Origin of the sequence: Streptomyces sp. ISL-98, from assembly GCF_018614055.1 — a bacterium.
GTDB classification, from domain to species: Bacteria; Actinomycetota; Actinomycetes; order Streptomycetales; family Streptomycetaceae; genus Streptomyces; species Streptomyces spiramyceticus.
Genome location: NZ_JAGGPB010000063.1, coordinates 19,198 through 37,161 on the forward strand (window position 1 = coordinate 19,198; position 17,964 = coordinate 37,161).

Genomic DNA, 17,964 nt, shown 5'->3' on the forward strand with positions numbered 1-17,964 from the left:
CTCTACAGCCCCCGTCCAAGCCCGAGTTCGGCCAGCCGCCCACTTCGTGTGGCCCGGGCCAGCCGCTCCTTCTGCGCCAGATGCGCCATATACAGGTCGGCGCCGCGATGTCCGGCCGGCAGGTCGCTCACGCTGAGGACCTTCATCCCGATGCCCAGCGAGGCGCGTATCGGATTGAGATTCACATCGAATGCCGACTCATTGATCGACAACTCGGTGAGCCGCACGGGCATGACGCGCTTGCTCCCCCAGGTGAAGAGGGTCAGCGGCATCTCGATCGGGCTGATCTCGATGGCCCCCTTCTGGGCCCGCCGAGAGGCTTCACGCAGCTGAGCGGTGGTGGGATGCACGAGCATCTCCAGAGTCGCCAACTCGGGATGAATCCCCTCGGGCGCGGCGACCTCGAACTGATCGGTGGCGTCGATCTCGGCGGTGAACTTCCAACTCTCCTCGGCGGGCCCCTTGAGCCGCAGGGCCTCGTTGCGATCCCCTCCACTGCCCCCACCGCCGGCATCACCCCCTCCACCCGCTGCTTGGGGTGCGAGGGAGCGCTCCAGGGTGTCGGGGTTGAACTGGAGGACGATGATGCGCTGGGGCGTGCCGCGCTCGGGGTCGACGACGACGATGCCGGAGCGGATGGGCTTGGGTATGTCTGCGTAGCGGGTCACAGGTGCCTCTCATACGGCGGACTGCGGTGATGCGGACATGCGCGAACGGTGAGATCGATGCGGCTTACTCATCAAGTGCATAGCGAACTTCGCTGGCCGGGAACGGTGCATCCTCGGGCCATGTGCTTACCAGGTGTTCGAGAAAGGGGCGGTACTGCTCCAGCAGATCTTCTTCGGCAAGTTCGTGTGCCGAATGAGCCTGAATTCGTAGATCTTCGTCCTCGGTGGCGGCCCGGAGAGTCGAGATCGCCTCTTCCGTTCGCGCACTGCCCAACGCACCGATCGCGCGTACGCGTTCGTCGTATCTCTCTCCTGTGTTCAACGCGATTTCTCTGAGGAGGCTGATCAATGCCGGGTCCGGTGTTTCTGACTGCCATACGGTCTCTCTGGCGACTGCCAGGGCGACATTGCGGACCTCTGGGTTGGTGGAGCTCTGCAGGATGCGCAGCAGCAGACCTGCGTCCTCGGGCTCGGCGAGACTCGTCATCGCATAGAGAGCGCTGGCGTGGTTTGCCCCCTCCCCGGTGAACGGGCTCATTTCGGCCGCTGATGGCGGCTGATTCAACACCCTTCGTGCAACCTGCAAGATTTCTTCGGAGCAGTCGGCAAACGGATTCTCCGTCCCCATCCTGCTCGTGGATTGTGCACTCCGATAGTGGTCGAGGGCGATTCCCACGGCGACTGGGTCCGCGCTGCGCAGCAGCAGAAGGAGGGAGTCGACTCTGTTCTTCGCCAGGTCTGCCGACGCCAATTCATCATGGGCGCGCGCAAGTCTCGGGTCGCTCAGCTCGCCGCCTCGCCAGTAATAGGAATGCATAATGACCTGCCTGCTCTCTTCCGATGTGCCTCGGTGCTCGACCGTCAACCCTATCCGATCTTCGCGATAGCGTCGAAGGGGATTTTCCTTCGAATGACCACCTCCTGGGTGCGAATGACATCCTCCACTACGTCCAGCATGTGGTTTCCGGTGACTGCGTTATGCAGTTCCCATGTCCTTTGGCCGCGCCGCGAGGTCAGGTCGAAAATGTCTCCTCGGGATATCTGTGCCAAATCTATGAGTATGATCCCGCTGCCGACCCTCTGCGGTTCGTTTTCGGGTGTTTTCAGCTCCCTTCCTTCCTCGCCGCCGATTTGGTATCCGTTGGGGTCGGTGATGTCTCCATCGAGCTGCTTCGACGCGGATATGTAGGGAGACGGGTAGCCTCCTGCGGCGTGGTCTGCGGGGCTCTTGGCAGCACGGTTCGGCTTCCGCAGGGGGTTGTTGTTCCGCTTGCTCTTCTTTCCTTTGTTCTTTTTCTCTCCCTCTTTGCTCGATACCAGGTCATCCTCGTTGTTGAGGCGCTCGAGGTCTGCCGGTGTGATGTTTCGCCGTAGGTATCGGGGGACAAGTTGGTTTGCGGCGTCCAGAACGAACTGACCGCCTGGTCCCTTGACGACCTTCTGGTCGGGGGCCTGGTTTTTTACTCTGGCTTGCTCTTCGTACCGTCCACCATTCCGCCTGAACATTCCCAGTCCGGACGGACCGTTCTTGTCGGGACGGACCAGTGAGACCAGATGTGAGTCCTGGTGGTCATCCCACTTGAGGCGTTCCCCGCGCTTGAGCAGGGGATATTTAGCGACCTCGCTGCACATCTTCTTGATCGCGTGAATGTCCGCGTCCGGGGGCATGGTGCGGAACCTGGCAGCGATGGCTGCTCGGAGCTTTGCGCTCTCATCTTTGATGTCGAACGACTCGTAACCGTCCTCAAGCGTCAGATAGGCGACCTGGTCGTCCCACACCCCCTGTTGGAAAGTCTGTTCTGGGTTGACGGCGGCGGTGATGGCAAAGTCCGGACGGCCCTGCGTCGTCAGCTTGGAGAGGCGGTACCAGGCCCGTATCCCGGCCAGCAGGGAGCGGAACGCAACCCCGTCGATGCCGCGGCGCAGCAGTCCGCGGATCTTGGGGCGTATTCGCGCGATGATCTTTTGCAGCCGCTCCAGCTTGGACTCTTTGGACTTCTCGTCCCTCTTGCGCTTGTCCTGGTTCTGCCTCTTCTGGTGTTGCTGGTTCTTCTTGTTGTCGCGTAGCCGGTCACGCTTCTTCTTGAAGACGTTGCGCAGCTTCGACGCGCTGTTCTTCAACGCCTTGCCCGGCTTGCTCTTCTTGAGCTTCTTGCCCAGCGTCTTCCCCGCGTTGCGGACCTTCTTCAGCGCCGACTTGACCGCCGACTTCGCCTTGGCGAGTGCCTCGCCCGCAGGAGACTTCGGCTTCTTGGGTTTCGTCGGCTTGGGGCCCTCGATCTCTTTCTTCTTCTTGGGTGTCTCGGGCGTCGTGTCCTTCTGGCCCGGGGACTTGTCGGGGGTCTTGTCCTTGGCCGGGCCCGACGTCGTGTCCTTCGGCTTTGCCGGCGTCGGCTTCGCCGGTGACTTCGGCGTCGCCGCGTCCTTCGCCTTCGGCGGAGCCTTCGGGCTCGGGGAAGGCTTCGGAGCCACCGGCGGCTTGCGCAAGGCCTGCGTCGCGTTGCGCACCGCGCCCCGCGCCTTGTTGACCGCGTCGCCCGCCGCCTGCTTCGCGCCCTTGCCCGTCTTCTTCAGGCCCTTCATGATCTTCTCGGCCATCGTCTTGAGGCGCTTGCCCACGCCCTTCGTCGCGCCCGCAAGGCGGATCATCAGGAAGTTGGCGATGAAGTCGAGCAGCGCGACGATGCCCGCCGCCACCGCCTCGGCGAAGAGGCAGGCCGCCGGGCCGGCCTTGACCGCCTTCAAGTAGGCCCAGAACTTGCTGAATGCGGAGAGAATCGAGCTGATGCTCTGCCAGGCAGCCATCAGGCCCTGAACGATTGTGAGGATCGCGCCCGCCGCGGGGACGATCATCGAGACGACCTTCTCGATGACGATCGACGCGATCATCATCGGCAGCGACGCGATGATCGCGTCCCACGCCATCTTCCCGATCTGCTTGATCGAGACGCAGCCCTTCACCAGGACATTGATCACGGCCTTGCCGAGGCCGAGGATCCCCTCGACCTTTGTGTCGAACCACCGCTTGACGCCCGTCTTGATCGCGCCCCAGAGGTGATCAGTGATGCCCGCCTTCGCCGAGCTGCCCGCCTTGCTGATCCAGCCGCCCGGGTCCGGTGCGATATCGGCGATCAAAGCCGCGAACTTGCCCAGCGCCTCGATCGCCGCCTGGGCGAACTTGATCGCGCCGAGGATGACCGCCTGGTAGATCTTGATGACGGCCTTGATGCCCGCCTCAAGGACGTCGAGAAGTTTGTTCAGGCCTGCGGCCAGTGCGTCCAGCAGCGCGTTGACCGCCTTCTTCAGGCCGTCCGCCAGCGCGTTGACCCCGGCGATCGCCTTGTCGCGCAAGCCCTCGATCGCCTTGCGGAACTTGTCACGTAATTCCGGGAATGCCGCGAGCAGTACGTCACCGATGGCGATCAGCGCGTCCGCCAGCACGTTGATCGCCTTGATGGCGAGGTCACGTACGAAGTCGATGGCCTTGTTGGCCCACTCCTTGAACGTGTCGATGATGCCGTTGACGAGCTTGCGCGCCGCATCGAAGACCTTGGTGACCGCGTCGAGGATGGCGTTGAAGGCGCTCTTCACCTTGTCGGCCACCCACCCGAAGAAGCCTCCGGAAGGCTTCTCCTCCTCCTTCTTCTTCTCGGCCTCCTTCTCTGCCTTCTCGCGTTCCGTGTCTATCTGCTTGTTGTCGTTGTCCTTGCGGTCACTGACCTCCTTGTCCTTGTCGTCGCGGGCCTTGACGATCTCCTTGTTCTTCTCGCCGTGTTCCTTCTCGGACTTCTTGTCCGCGTCCTCGATCTTCTTGTCCTGCTCATTGCGCCAGCTCTCACGCTCGCGCTGAGCCCCATCCGCCGCCCGGCCGCGCTCGGCCGTCTGCTTCTCCGCGTTCTGGGTGACCTCGCGGTCGATCTCGGTCTGCTTCTCCTGCTTGGCCTGCTGCTCGCCCTGCTTCTGGTCCTTCTCCTTGGCGACCAGGTCGCCCTGTGCCTGGCCCGCGGCGCCCTGGATCTCGCTGCCGCGCTCCTGCTTGGCGACCGCGCCGACGCCGGGCTTGGGCGTGGACCCGGCCTTCAGCCCGCCGCCCTTCCCGGCGGCGCGACCCGCGGCCTTGCCGACCAGCTGCTCCTGGGGCGCGTCGGGGAAGATCTGGTCCTCACCCATCGGCTTGGCCGCGTCCTCACGGCCCGTGCCCTGGATGTCGGACTGCTTCTCCTTGAGCGCCTTGGCCTGGTCGTCCGTGCGCTTGGGGTCGCTCTCGCCCTCCAGCTTGATCTTGGGGGCGGGCCCCACCGTCTTGTTCTGCAGCTCCGGGTCGACGGTCGGGACCGCGTTGGCCGCGGCGTCGACGTTCTTCGCCTCTTCCGCGGTCAGCTTGTCCGCCACCGGGGCCGGCGGCGGGGGAGTGTTGTCGGTGGGCTTCGCACCCTCCGCCTTCTCGCTGCCCTTGGCCTTCTGCTTCTCGCTCTGGCCCTCGGGCCCCAGCTTCTCGACCTTGCCCGTCACCTGGGCGGCAGGAGCGGCTGCCTCGGGCGGGCCCGACCGGGTGCGCGGCGCACCCGAAGGGCGCTCCCGCTTGGGCGGGTTCGCGTCCAGCCGCTGCTGTTCCTCGCCGACCTTCTTGTCCGCGGCCGCGTCCACACCGGGCATCGCGGCGGCGGCCTGGTCCGGTGCGAGCTTGCTGACCGTGCCGATGGCGGCCTTCGGGTCCTGGCCCGAGACGTCCGGCGGCTCCTGCTGCTTCTCCTCGGGGGCCGCACCACCGCCCCCGCCGCTGCAGCTACCGCCGCCTTCTTCCTTCTCCGCCGCGGGTTCCGGCGGGGCGCAGCCACCGCCGTCCTTCTCCAGCGACGCCTCGGGAGCGGCCTGGGCGCCTTCCGGTGCCGGCGCGCCCATCTTGCCGGGGCTCGCGGCCTGTTCGCCCGCCGGGCTGACGGCAGCCTGGGCTGCGGAAGGCGCTGCTCCGGGGCCCGCCGCCGTCGTCGGACCGGCCTGTTCGGCGGCGCCGACCGAGCCACGGGGGGCCGCACCGGGGCCGCTCTCCTTCGGGATCCGGCTCTTGGGCCCGGCGGCTTCCCGCTCGGACTTGGGCGGCTCGGCGTCCCGCCGTGCGGCGGGGGAGGGGTTGCGGTCCTCGACCGGCGCCTTCTGCGTCTGCGCACCCGCGGGGCGCATCGCCGCAGGGCCGGGTGAGGCGTCCGGACCCGAAGCAACGGCAGCGGTCTTGTCCGAGGCAGCGCCCTGCCCCTGGCCGCCCCGCTCCTCCTGCTGCCCGCGCTCCTTCAGCTCGCGCTGCTCATCCTGCGCATCCTTGGCGTCCGGCTTCTCCTCGCCGTCGCCGGAACCCTCGGCCCTGTCGTCCTGCTCCTGCTGCTCGGCGGCGGCCTGCTTCTCGGCCTCGGGCTCCTGCTGGTCCTTCTCCGTGGTCTCCGGGTCGGGGCCGACCTCCTGGTCGGTCGGCTTCTCCGGCTGAAGGTCCTTGGCGCTTCGGTCCTCGGCCTGCGCCGCCGGCCCGCCCTCGGGCTTCGGCGCCTCGCCCTCGACGGGGCCCTCGTCCTCGCCCGGAGCCTTCGCCTCGGGACCGGTGCCGTCCGCGTCCTCCTCGTGTGCCTCGGTCTCGCGCTGCTGCTCGATCCGTTCCGCCTTCGTCGGCGGCGGCGTGGGGAAGGTGGGGACGGACGGTTCCGCGGCGCCAGGTGTGATGCGGTCGGCGGTCGGTACGGAGGAGAGGTCCAGGTCGGCGTCGGGCAGATGGTCCTCGGGCTTCAGCTCCGGCCCGCCCTTGGCCGCACCGCCCTTGTCCCGGTCGCCGTCCTGCTCGCCGCCGATCTCGTTGTCCGCGCCCGCCTCGAGCCCGAGCGGCTTCTCCTCCTCGCGCGGTTCGTCCTCGTCCTCGTCCTTCTCGTGCAGGCCGTGCTCGGACAGCGCGCTGTCCCGCTGCTCCGCCCGCTCGTCCACCTTCTCCGGGCGTACGGGACCGGGCTGGCCCTTCGCCTTCGGGTCGAGGTTCTCCTGCTTCGAGCCGTCCGCGGGCTTCTTCGCGTCGTCCTTGCGCTTGCGCTTGTCGGCGCCGGGGGCGTTGGCCTGCTCCGGGTCCTGTTCCTCCCGGTCGCGCTGCTCCTTGCGTTCCTCCTTGGCCTGCTCGGCGCCGTCCGCCTGGCCCTGCGCGCGCTCGTTGGCGGCCTCGTCGACCCGCTCGCGGTCCTGGCCCTGCTTCTCCTCTTCCTGCTGCTGCTCCTGCGACGCCTGCTGCCGGGCCTGGGCGCGCTCGTCCTCCTGCTCGGTGCGCTGCGCGGCCTCGGCCTTCTCGGCTGCCGCGTCCGACTGCGCCCTGCTCTGCTCGCCGCCGCGCTTCTCGTCCCGCGCCCTGGCGTCCTTCTGTTCCCCGCGGGAGTCCTCGGCCTGTTTGTCCTTCGAGCCCTGCTTGCTCTCCTCCTTGTGCTTCCACTGGGTGCGCTCGACACCCAGCAGCTCGAAGAGGTCGGTCTCGGGCTCGGGCACCTCGGCCGGCTGGAGGTCCACCGGCAGGACATCCGCCGCCTCGGCGAGGTCGAGCACGCGGTCGTACTCGTTCGAGAGCAGCCGCACCTCCAGCCGGTCCAGCACGGAATCCTGCAACTGGGGTGACATGCGGGCGAGTTGGAGGCGCACCCGCCCCGACAGGTCCGCCGGGTCGCCGCGCAGCGAGCGCACCACGCCGTTCGCCAGCCGGTCCACCAGCGTCGCGGGGTCCAGCAGCTCCATACGGTTGCGGTCGGCGTCGACCATTGCGTACCGCAGCCAGCCGGGCGTCGCCTGGTCCGGCTCCACCTCCGGGGCCTGCTCCCCGTCCCGTACGACAGCCTGCGCCGCCGACTCCGCCTCGCGCTCCATCGCCTGCTGCGGCAGACTCACCGCGCCCAGGTCGCGTCCCGCGCGCAAAGCCCCCAGACCGTCCGGGCTCTGCACCGTGTGCAGCAGCTCATGGGCGAGCAGCCGCTGCCCGTCCGCCGTGCCCGGACGGTAGGCGCCCTCGCGGAAGAAGATGTCCTGACCGACCGCGACCGCGTCCGCGCCCAGCATGTCCGTGAGCGTGCCCGCGTCCCGGTCGGTGTGCAGCCGCACCCGGCTGAAATCGTGGCCGAGCTGCTCTTCCAGCTCCCGCCGCACGCTCAGATCCAGCGGCTGCCCGGCCCCGCTGACGATGTTCTTCGGCTCCGGCGTACGGGACTTGGCCCGCTCCTTGCGCTTGCGCCGCCGCTCGGCCTGCGCCGACTGGGCGTCCTGGGCGGAAGCATGGGACGTACTCATCGCGACTCCCCCCGTCCCGAAAGACCCGCGTGCACCGCACGCGCCAGCGCCTCACCGAGCCGCCCCGGCGAGGTGGTGGCCGGCAGTGGCGGCAGCCCGGACAGGGCGTCCAGCGCCCGGCCGCCGTCCGCGGCCAGCGGCACCCCCCGCTCCCGTACGAGCCGGGCCAGCTCCGCCTCGAAGGCGGCCGACACCCGGTCGGGGTCGAGCCGCTCGAAGCCGTCGAGCACCAGCTCGCCGATGTCCACCCGCACCGTGCGCGGTGCCTCGTTCCGCACCGTGCGCGGTTGCTCGTTCAGACCCATCCGTGGACCTCCGACGGCGTCAAGGAGCGGTCCAGCTTGAGGTATTCGGTGCGCGCCGCCTCCAGCATGTGACGCATCTGGAGCCGGTCCCCCTCCTCGGCGGCGAGGAAGGCGCCCGACAGCGCGATATTGCGGATCGAGCCGCCCGCCACCGTCAGCCGGGCCAGCTGCTCCGGGTCGATGCCCTTCATCGGCGCCCGGTCGGGCAGCACCCGCCGCCAGATCTCGGCGCGCTCGCTCTCGCCGGGGAAGGGGAAGTCGACCACGAAGCGGATCCGGCGCATGAACGCCGTGTCCAGGGCCTGCTTCATATTCGTCGTGAGGATCGCCAGACCCCGGTACGCCTCCATCCGCATCAGCAGATAGCTGACCTCGAGGTTGGCGTACCGGTCATGGCTGTCCTTGACCTCACTGCGCTTGCCGAACAGCGCGTCCGCCTCGTCGAACAGCAGCAGCGCGCCGCCGCGCTCGGCCGCGTCGAAGACCTTGCGCAGGTTCTTCTCGGTCTCACCGATGTACTTGCTGACCACCTGGGACAGATCGATGATGAACAGATCCAGCCCCAGCTCCTTCGCCATCACCTCGGCGGCGAGGGTCTTGCCGGTGCCGGAACCGCCCGCGAACAGCGCTGTGACACCCAGCCCCCGGCGCAGCGTCGCCGCGAAACCCCACTCCTGGTAGACCGTCGCCCGCTGACGCACGTGCGCGACGATCTCGCGCAGGACCCTCAACTGCCGTTCCGCCAGTACCAGATCACCCCAGCCGGCCTGCGGCTCGATCCGCCGACCCAGCTCGTCCATGCCCATCCGGGCCTCGGTGAGCCCGGCCCGCCAGGCCAGCCCGGTGGCGTCCAGCTCGTCCTCACCGGGCAGATCGCGTACGACGGTCGCGCCGGCGGACCTGATCAGATGCGGTGGCAGCGAGAACTGCTCGACGAGATCCTTCAGGTCCTCCTCGGACACCTCCGGTACGGCCTCGAAGGCGTCCGCCCACACACCCAGCTGCTCCTCGGTGTCCAGCGCCGGTACGGTGACCCGCTCGCCGCGCGGCCGGGCCGTCTGCCGTGGATCCAGGCTGGAGACGACCAACGGCACCGCCGCGCTCTCGATGAACGCGTCGGTGGCAGCGGCCTGTTCACGGTCCAGTTCGCCGACCTCCACCAGCAGCGCGGCCGGCAGCAGGATCGCCTCGCGCTGCCACAGCCGAGCCAGCCGGTCGCGCTCGGCCGGGTCGGTGGGCGTGTCGTCGGCGGCCATCGCGTACAGGCCGAGACCGGAGCGGCGGGCCGCCGCGGCGGCGATGTCCGCGCGGGAGCGCAGATCGCCGCCGACCAGCTCGACGCGGAGCGGGGCGTGCAGCCCGGCGCCCGCCCAGCCCGCGGCGACCCGGCTCGCCGCCAGGTCGTACGAAGCGGGAAGGGAGTCGGGCACGGTCGTGCGGCGCAGCAGCCCGTGCAGCCGGGAGTCCAGATACGGCGAGCCGACCAGGAAGTGCAGGATGCGCTCGTCGAGCCGCAGCCGGGAAGTGGTCAGCCGGGTCTCGTCGTCCAGCTCGATCAGCCGCCAGCGGCGCAGCGGAGCGACGGGCGTCAACGCGCTCCAGTGCGGACCGGCGAGCGCGGCCAGGGCGAGGGAGAACGTCGGATGCGCCCGCTCCGGGTCGCCGCTCGCGGCGGCGCAGCGGCCGCCGGTGGTCGGGTCCAGCTCCGCCGCGGCGGCGAGCAGGACCACATCGCGCTCGAAGGGGCTGAGCCCGAAGCAAGCGACGAGCGCGTCGAGCGTGGCGGGGCCGACGGGACCGGAAGGGGCCGGCGCGGGCCCGCGGGCGCTGGTGAGTTCGGGCGCGCCGGAGTGAGCACGCGCCTGCTCGGGGCCCGCGTCGGTTCCGGTGGGCGCCTCACCGTCGCCGGGCCCGGTCCGGTGCTGCGCGCGCTGCGCATGGGCGTCGATGCGCGCGAGGACGGAGCGTACCGCCGCGGCCAGCGCCCGGCCGTCCGCGGTCGTGCCCTGACCTGCCCCCTCGTACGTGCCCATACCCTCACCCGCCCCCGTGTTGCGCACCGTGCCTCAGCTCTCCTTGCCGTTGGTGTTGCTCTTGCCGTCCCCGCCCGCGCCGTCTTCGCCCCCGCCGGAGCCCTTCCGGGTACGGGAGGCGGGCACGGCCCGCTTGGCCGCCGTCCTGGCAGCAGTCGCCCTGGACGCGGCGCGTTTCTTCGCGGGTTCGGTGGCCGAGGGCGCCGGTGCGGCCGCGGCGCGCGCCGGTTCCTCGACCGGTTCCTCGCCCGGCGCCTCCACCGGCGGCGTACTCCCCGGCGGCACCGGCGCGCCCGGCGCCCCGAACGGCAGCACCTGTACCGTCCGCCGCTCCACCGGCTTCGCCGGGACCGGCTTCTCGCGGCCCTCGATCAGGACCAGCGACGCCTGGTACGCCACCGACAGGGTGTACGGCGTCTGGTGCAGCATCCCCCAGAGCTTGGACGTCTCGTCGATGTCCATCACGGTCGGCGTGAAGCGCACCTTCTGAGGCGACTCGGCCAGATCGCTGCCCGCCAGATACGGACGCTCGGCGGCGAGCTCGATCATGTCCTTCGGCAGCACCGGGATTTCATGGAGCGTCCGTACCACGCACCCGATCAGCCGCTGCCCGACGAGCTCCGACTCCTCGCCGTACGCGCTGATCAGGTAGTGCAGATCCAGCGGCGCGGCAGGACGCTTGAGCAGCGTGCCGTCCGAGGCCCGTGTCGGCAGGTCGTTGTGGCGCATCGAGGCGTTCGGTGTGACCTGGTAGAGGAAGACGTTGATGGTCGGTTCGGCCGGCGGTTCGGCCGGCGGTTTACGGGTCTCGACCTTGACCGCGATGTCCGTCTCCGGCCCCAGATTGTTCTCGATGAGCAGGGCCAGGGCCTGGGTGACCGTCGCGACGGCAAGTGCGTTGCTCATGACCTCAGTTCCTCTTCTCGCCGCGCGACAGGTAGTCGTCCAGAGTCAGTGCGGGCGCGCGCCGTCCGGTGTGGTCGGGGCGGCCGGTCGCGGGGCGGCCTGCGCCGGGCGGCGGGGCGGCGCTCACCTCGAGCCGGCCGATCTGTACGTGCACGACCCGCTCGGCAGGCTTGGGCGCGCGCCGTCCCACCCCGTTCAGCGCGGCACCACGGGCGGTGGCCGTGTCAGCGCGGCGCGACAGTGCCGGGGAGACGGCAGCCACAGGAGCGGGATCCGCGGCGCGCGGCGTGGCCGTGGGCACATTCCGCGGCGACTCGGACGCGGCGGGCGTCGCTGAACGCCGGGACGCGCGCGGGCCGTCGGACGTGGCCGGACGCGGGCCCGGAGCGGGGTTCGCCGCAGGCCGCAGCAGCGGACCGGTCTCCGGCGCGACCCGCGGCGCGGGCCGCTCGGGCTCGCCGGGCCGTGCCGTCTCGGTCCGTACGACGGTGTGGTGGTCGGTCCGCACCTCGCGCTCGTACCGGACCAACTCGGCCGGTCCGAAAGCGGGCCCGGGCGCGGACGGGATCAGCGCCGCAGGCTCGTCGGGCTCCTGCGGGCCGCTCCGCAGCGCCTCGACCCGCTCGAACGGGCCGGGCAGCCGCGGCCGCACCCGCGCCGCGCCACCGGCGCCGCCGGCCGCGGGCACCGGCGCGTACCGGGCGAGCAGCCGGTCGAAGTAGTCAGGCATCTGCGCACAGCTCCAGGTAGTAACGACGCCGCAGCGGGCTGAGCGCCAGAATCTCCGGCTCGCTCCACCCGTAGGCGGTGGCGAGCAGATGGACATCGAGCATCAAGTCCCGGGCCCAGGTGTCCAGTTCGGTCCACAGATAGGAGGTGATATCCAGTTCGGCCGGGGTGGCCTCACCGCATTCGGGGCAGGCGACGTTCAGCGTCACATCGGCTGCCGGGTCGGCCTCCTCGGCCGTCTCGGCGAGCTGTTGCTCCACCCGCTCCGGCAGGAGGCCGGCCAGCCGTTCCGGGGGAACGGCCACCCCGCCCCGTACGGCCGACACCGTGCAGCGCGCCACGAGCAGCCGGCGCGCCTCCTGCGGATCCGGTACGGCACCGGCCGCCGCGAGGTCGGCGACGGTGGGCAGCCGGAACTCGACCACCCATTCGCCCTCCTCCACTCGCAGCGGCCCGTCCGGTGTCCGCGTCCGGGAGCCCAGCAGCGTCGCGTCGAGGTCGAACTCCATGGCCTCGCCGCACGCCGCGCACTCGACACATACCTGCATGCGCTCGCCGAACAGCGCCCGGCGCAGCGCGAACAGGTCCGCCTCCCGCTCGCCGACCGGCATCGACAGCAGTTCGTCGGTGCCGGCCCCCGGGCGTGCCGCCCGGTGCAGCAGCAGAGACCGTCCCGAGTCATGCGTCGCCAGCCCGGCCTCCCAGGTGGCGAGCAGCTCGGCAGGCCCCGTCGGCGTCATCCCTCATTCCTCCGGTGGTGCGCTGGTGCGGCGGCTCTCAGGCCGGATGGGTGAACGAGGGCTCCACCGGCTCCTCCACCTCGTAGTCCCGTTCCCAGCCCTCGCATTCGAGCTTGACGCTCTGGATGGCGACGGCGTTGGCGTTGGCGTCCAGCTCGCCGAGCACCTGGTACTCGCTCACCCAGGCGCGGTAGAGCTTGTGCGAGACGGCCACCTGCCCGGCCTCGTTGAGGACCTGGATGATGATGTCCTTGCGGAAGTCGCGCAGCGAGACCTCCGAGCCGAGGCCCGCGCCGATCTGCCAGACCTTGTTGGCCCAGCGGTCGAACTCAGGGTCGTGGGTGACGCCGCGCTCGAGCGTGACACCCTCGAACTCCGAGCGGCCGGGCGATTTGCGCGGCGAGCTCGGGTCACCGCCGTGGCGGTGCTTGACCACCTCGGTGGTGCGCTTCAGAGGACTGATCTTGCTGATGCCCGCGACCGTTCGACCGTCCCAGAGGACCAGGAACTTGAAATTCTTGTAGGGGTCGAAGCGATGGGCGTTTATCTGGAACTCAGCCATCGGTTTCCTTCGTGTTCCTTTTCCTTGGGTTACGAGAGGTCGAACTGCCCGGCGACCTGCTGGATCTTTACGATCACGAACTCCGCAGGCTTGACCGGTGCGATACCGATCACGACGTTGACCACTCCGGCATCGATGTCGGCGTCGGTGGTGGTGTCCTTGTCGCACTTGACGAAGTACGCCTCGCGCGGCGTGCCGCCCTTGAACGCCCCCTGCCGGAACAGGTCGTTGAGGTATGCCGAGGCCTTCAGCCGGATCTGCTGCCACAGCTGCTCGTTGTTGGGCTCGAAGACGACCCACTGCAGACCGCGGTGGAGGCTCTCCTCGACATGGAGGGCGAGCCGGCGCACCGGTACGTACTTCCACTCGCTGTCGAGCGCGTCCGCGCCCTCCAGCGTGCGCGCGCCCCACACCAGCGGACCGATCACCGGGAACGTGCGCAGGCAGTTCACGCCCAGCGGGTTGAGCAGCCCGTTCTCCCGGTCGGTCAGCTTGACCGTCAGCGACCGCACACCGGCCAGCCGCGCCTCGGTCCCGGCCGGCGCCTTCCACACACCGCGCTCACCGTCCGTACGGGCGATGACACCGGCGATGGCGCCGGACGGCGGGAAGGACCGCAGCCGGCCCGTGAGCGGGTCGGTGAGCTGCAGATGCGGGAAATACAGTCCCGCGTGATTGCTGCGTACGGGTTCGAACGCGCCGATCCCGGCCCGCGCCGCGTCCACGCTGCCCCACGTCGAGGGCGAGTCCACGAGCAGGAAGATCCGCCGCTCCCGGCACAGTTGCTCGGCGGCGGAGAGCACGGTGACCATGTCCTCGGTGGACTCGTACGCCGAAAGCTCGGGCAGGGACAGCAGGTTGACGTCGTCCACGTCGCGCAGTGCCTGCACACCCGTCTTGCGGGCCTCGCTGCCGACGAGGTCGCGCGGCCCGGGCGGGTCGCCGTCCTTGCCGCCCTTGAGCGGGAAGACCGGCGGGTTGACCGAGGTCTCCAGACCCAGGTCGTTGGCGCACTCGCCGATGAAGCGCACCACGTCGTCGGGGTCGACGGACCCGGCGACGACCTGGAGCCGCCGCCCGAAGGCGGTGACCTCGGCCCCCGCGAAGGCGTGCTTGCCGGGGGCGTCGGGCAGTGCGCGCAGCTTGCGCTCCAGCAGGAGGGCAAGCTCGGTGACGCCGGCCGGCGGCTCGCCGTCGCGGTCGGGCTCGTAGAGCGTGAACTCGCGCTCCACATCGCCGACCTTGACCCTCAACTCGACGTTCAGATCGGGCAGTTCGGCTGAGAAAGGCTTGGAGACGGTGCCGGAGGGGTCCGGCCGGTCCTCGTCGAGGACCTTCACCCGGACCAGGGAGGAACCCGCGTTGACGACCGTCTCGACGAAGCGGCCGTGGTCGGCGTTCATCGACAGCCCGGTGAAGGACTCGCGGGCCCCGCCTCGCGCGTCGAGGATCTGAAGGTTGAACGTTTTGTCGGGGGCGGGTGTGTCGTGGTCGACGGCCACCCGCAGCCCGGAGCCCCAGACGCCGGGCTCCTTGGCGTGCACCTCAAGCACCGGGCACTCGCTGTGTCCCTCGGTGGAGTTGAGCGTGACGCAGGCCTCTTCGCCAGTGCCGGCCTTGGCCACGCGGACGATCACCGCGACCGTGCCGCCGTTGCCGAAGAACTGGTGCACCGCATAGCTGACGGCGCTCCGGGAGGTGAGCCCGCCGAAGCGGCGCTCGAAGTCCGCGAAGCTCGTCACCCGCACCGGTTGATTGAGCGGACCCCGGCGGGTGTGCCCCACGAACGCGGTCACCGAGGTGGTGACGGAGGCGATGGTACGGATGCTGCTGGGAAGTTCTTCGATATATACGCCGGGATAGCCCATATGCGCCGGCATTCCCCCTCCATTCCCTTCGCGCACCAAGAGATGAGGAGGGGAAGTAAAGGGGATGTGTGCATGCGTCGAGTGTGCATACGCGCCCCCGTCCATTGATTCCCCCGCCACACACCCCGTGCGATATCGGTCTCAGGGCCATCCGTATGCGCATGCGCTTGTGGCTCCTGATGCATGAGTGCCTCAGGGGAGTCTCGTTTGCATCTCAAGGGCCGGTCAAGGGATCGATTCAGTCATTCGTTGATCATTGAGTGTGGGGTCGGTCGGGCGAATTTGGCGTGGTCAGAGGGATATCGGCGATAGAATATGAAGATGAATTCACGATCGCTTCACAGGAAAGTTCGATCCTGAGTTTGAATCAAGCCGAATGAGACGCGCCCCGGCGCGCCGCCTTGTGTCCGGTTGGCGAGAGTTGACCCCTTCATCCCGACCGCTCCGGGTCGAACGTGCCTTTCTCACAAGGTTCTTGATGCTCAGTCAGCGACGGAACCCGGCCAGGAGTGCGATGTGGATACGACCAGGCCGTCCCCCTGCGTCGGGCAACCCGCTCCGCCGGACACGGCTGGCGGACCTTCTCGGCGGCGTACGGGAAGGCCGGAACCGCAGCCGAGGCCGCCTGTCCCCGTTCGTTGCCCCGACGCGTCACCTGATTCCTCCGAGGATGCCCCGGCCTTCAGGCCGGGGAGGAATCGGACTCCTGCGGAGCAGGGCAGGGAAAGCCGGATCGCCGCCAGGGCGATCCGGCGTCCACCTGACGCGGTGGCGAGCAAGCCCACAACGATCAAGAGCTCTCAACTGTCAGTCTTCCCAGATAGGTTGATGTTCATGACGACAGAAGCGATGACGGAGGATGCCGGGCATGCCCGGTGGACCTTTAGGCTTCGCGTGTCGTCGACCCCGCTCGCCGCGCTGATGGCGGAGTGGGACCGGTGCCGGTGGATCTGGAACGAGTCCTGCGCGAAGTCGAAGCAGACCCACCTGTCGAACAAGCACCGGTTGGAAGGCATCGAAAAGCGGACGTGCGGTCCGGCGCAGCTCGACAAGAGATGGCCCGCAAAGCAGCCGACGCCGCGATCAGCGCGACGAAGACGGCTCTGATCGAGCAGGCCCGTAAGCACGGACGTGCCGTGTATCTGGTACATCCCGCGCACACCACCATGGACTGTGCGCCGTGCGGAGCGAGAACCAAGCACGCACTACCTCTTTCGGAACGTACCTACGCCTGCACCGCGTGCGGAGCCGTCTCGTCCAGAGACAAGAACTCCGCACGCGTGATGCTGGTCCGGGCTGGTCTCAACCCGGCTGGTGCTGAGGGCGTAAGACCATCTGGGGCGCTGCCCCAGATGGCTGCCTGAGCCAGAAATCCCCGATCAGCCCTGAAGGGTGAGGAACCCCCTCCCCTCAGGGAGGGGAGGTTTCAATTCAGAGGATCCGCACTCTAAGGAGTTGACGTCCGAGGAGTACTCGGGTCTCCTGCTGCGATGTCTGACCTTCGCTTCCAACAACCTGACAGCGATGCCACTCTCAAAGACTGGCAGTACGTCCACAACGTGATCATCCCCACCCACGTCCTGTCTCTGGGAAGAGGTACGGGAACGTTCCGAGCGCCACCACCTGGAGATCGCGTATCTCAGTGACGCACTCGTGGGCTGCAGCACAGTGCGCCCGCCGGCGGGCGACGCGCTGACGGCGACAGTGATCGCCCGCGTGCTTGCCGCTCACCGGGGACAGGGATTCGGCGAAGCACTCTATGCGCGTGGGCTCCACCGGGCGCGGGAGATGGGTGCCAGGGTGATCGAGACCGTTGTCCTGTCATCAAACGAGGACGGTCTGCGGTTTGCACAGAAACACGGGTTCGTCGAGACCGAGCGATACCTGCTGCCGGGGGACACCATCCCCTGGATCGACTTGCGGCTTTCCTGACCCTGACTGACCTGGAGCTCGTTGCTCCGGGCATGGCGACAGTCGAACAGCTGGCACCGGACGGATCGTGGGAGCTGTTCCAGCGTGTGGCGCCGGAAGCACCGAGGCGTCCGCAGGGCGGGGGCCGACGCAGGTGCGATGACCGCGCGGGTGCTCGCGATCATCTTCGTAGCCACGTCGGGCTGCACCTGGCGACAGCTACCTCCTCTTCGGCGCCTCATGGCAGACGGTGCACCGCCGCTTCACCGACTGGTCGAGAGCCCGGTTCTGGGCCAAGCTGCACCGCCTGCTGCTGGATCAGCTCGGAGCGAGCGGGATGCTGGACTGGTCACGGTGCGCGATCGACTCAATCAGCGTCCGGGCAGTCAAGAGAGGACCTCTGACGGGACCGAATCCCACCGACCGCGGCAAGAGCGGATCAAAGAGCGTTTTCAGGGTGGTCGCCGATCGGGTGACGGGCTGCTTGGGCAGAACGGGCGAGGCCCCTCGGGTGTTGAGCGAGATGTCTCACGTCTCAACTCGCCATCCGAGGGCCTCGTTGGTTACGTATCCTTGCGCGCTGGACCTGCCGCACGCACTCGTGGAGAGGGTGACGATGCTCATCGTCCTCCGGGAGGGTGACCGCTCGCCCTTCAGCGCGCTCCGCGTGCCCCGGCCGGGCGCCGGGCCCGCGGAGGCCGAGGCGGACCGCGGCGACTGGTTCGCACCGCGCAGCGCGACAGGACGCGTTTGAAACCTCCCCTCCCTGAGGGGAGGGGGTTCCTCACCTTCCAGGGCTGATCGGGGATTTCTGGCTCAGGCAGCCATCTGGGGCAGTGCCCCAGGTGGTCTTACGCCCTCAGCACCAGCCGGGTTGAGACCAGCCCGGACCAGCATCACGCGTGCGGAGTTCTTGTCTCTGGGCGAGACGGCTCCGCACGCGGTG

11 protein-coding genes and 5 pseudogenes are annotated in these 17,964 nt (G+C 68.8%); 5 read left to right on the forward strand and 11 right to left on the reverse strand.

The features are described 5' to 3' along the window. Positions 1 to 2: 2 nt before the first annotated feature. From J7I98_RS33555 to J7I98_RS33600, 10 genes are all read right to left on the reverse strand, one after another. Positions 3 to 668, reverse strand: a complete 666-nt coding sequence (locus tag J7I98_RS33555; RefSeq protein ID WP_214928840.1) for a hypothetical protein — start codon at positions 666 to 668, stop codon at positions 3 to 5. 64 nt (positions 669 to 732) lie between these two features. Continuing rightward, on the reverse strand, positions 733 to 1,485 hold the full coding sequence (locus tag J7I98_RS33560) for a HEAT repeat domain-containing protein (RefSeq protein ID WP_214928841.1): 753 nt from the start codon (positions 1,483 to 1,485) through the stop codon (positions 733 to 735). A gap of 50 nt (positions 1,486 to 1,535) precedes the next feature. Continuing rightward, positions 1,536 to 7,964, reverse strand: a complete 6,429-nt coding sequence (locus J7I98_RS33565; RefSeq protein ID WP_214928842.1) for a DUF4157 domain-containing protein — start codon at positions 7,962 to 7,964, stop codon at positions 1,536 to 1,538. Then, the gene (locus J7I98_RS33570) at positions 7,961 to 8,269 is read right to left on the reverse strand and encodes a hypothetical protein (protein ID WP_214928843.1); all 309 of its coding nucleotides are present in this window, start codon (positions 8,267 to 8,269) and stop codon (positions 7,961 to 7,963) included. Before J7I98_RS33570 ends, J7I98_RS33565 begins: the two co-directional genes overlap by 4 nt. Continuing rightward, positions 8,260 to 10,302 (reverse strand): AAA family ATPase, encoded by a 2,043-nt coding sequence (locus tag J7I98_RS33575; RefSeq protein WP_214928844.1) that lies wholly within the window; start codon positions 10,300 to 10,302, stop codon positions 8,260 to 8,262. Before J7I98_RS33575 ends, J7I98_RS33570 begins: the two co-directional genes overlap by 10 nt. A 33-nt stretch (positions 10,303 to 10,335) precedes the next feature. Beyond that, positions 10,336 to 11,208: a DUF4255 domain-containing protein gene (locus tag J7I98_RS33580; RefSeq protein ID WP_214928845.1), complete on the reverse strand. Its 873-nt coding sequence runs from the start codon at positions 11,206 to 11,208 to the stop codon at positions 10,336 to 10,338. Between the two features lie 4 nt (positions 11,209 to 11,212). After that, positions 11,213 to 11,938: a hypothetical protein gene (locus J7I98_RS33585; RefSeq protein ID WP_214928846.1), complete on the reverse strand. Its 726-nt coding sequence runs from the start codon at positions 11,936 to 11,938 to the stop codon at positions 11,213 to 11,215. Then, entirely contained in the window at positions 11,931 to 12,677 is a 747-nt protein-coding gene (locus tag J7I98_RS33590) for a hypothetical protein (RefSeq protein ID WP_214928847.1), read from the reverse strand. The genes J7I98_RS33585 and J7I98_RS33590 overlap by 8 nt, the downstream gene beginning before the upstream one ends. 37 nt (positions 12,678 to 12,714) lie before the next feature. After that, positions 12,715 to 13,239: a phage tail protein gene (locus tag J7I98_RS33595; RefSeq protein WP_214928848.1), complete on the reverse strand. Its 525-nt coding sequence runs from the start codon at positions 13,237 to 13,239 to the stop codon at positions 12,715 to 12,717. A gap of 29 nt (positions 13,240 to 13,268) precedes the next feature. Then, positions 13,269 to 15,119, reverse strand: coding sequence for a phage tail sheath C-terminal domain-containing protein (locus J7I98_RS33600; protein ID WP_214928849.1), 1,851 nt, complete (start codon positions 15,117 to 15,119; stop codon positions 13,269 to 13,271). Between the two features lie 882 nt (positions 15,120 to 16,001). On the opposite strand from J7I98_RS33600, the gene J7I98_RS33605 reads away from it, so the two are divergent. The 5 genes and pseudogenes from J7I98_RS33605 to J7I98_RS33625 all read left to right on the forward strand — a co-directional run. Next, the gene (locus tag J7I98_RS33605; protein WP_214928850.1) at positions 16,002 to 16,214 is read left to right on the forward strand and encodes a hypothetical protein; all 213 of its coding nucleotides are present in this window, start codon (positions 16,002 to 16,004) and stop codon (positions 16,212 to 16,214) included. Then, a pseudogene (locus J7I98_RS33610) lies at positions 16,151 to 16,471 on the forward strand (zinc ribbon domain-containing protein); the annotation flags it as partial. The gene J7I98_RS33605 and the pseudogene J7I98_RS33610, both read left to right, overlap by 64 nt. A gap of 126 nt (positions 16,472 to 16,597) precedes the next feature. Beyond that, a pseudogene (locus J7I98_RS33615) lies at positions 16,598 to 17,039 on the forward strand (N-acetyltransferase family protein). A gap of 32 nt (positions 17,040 to 17,071) precedes the next feature. Beyond that, positions 17,072 to 17,463, forward strand: a pseudogene (locus J7I98_RS33620) (transposase); the annotation flags it as partial. A gap of 114 nt (positions 17,464 to 17,577) precedes the next feature. Then, positions 17,578 to 17,664: pseudogene (locus J7I98_RS33625) on the forward strand (IS5/IS1182 family transposase); the annotation flags it as partial. A gap of 170 nt (positions 17,665 to 17,834) precedes the next feature. Here J7I98_RS33625 and J7I98_RS41645 read toward each other — a convergent pair. Then, a pseudogene (locus tag J7I98_RS41645) lies at positions 17,835 to 17,964 on the reverse strand (RNA-guided endonuclease TnpB family protein); the annotation flags it as partial.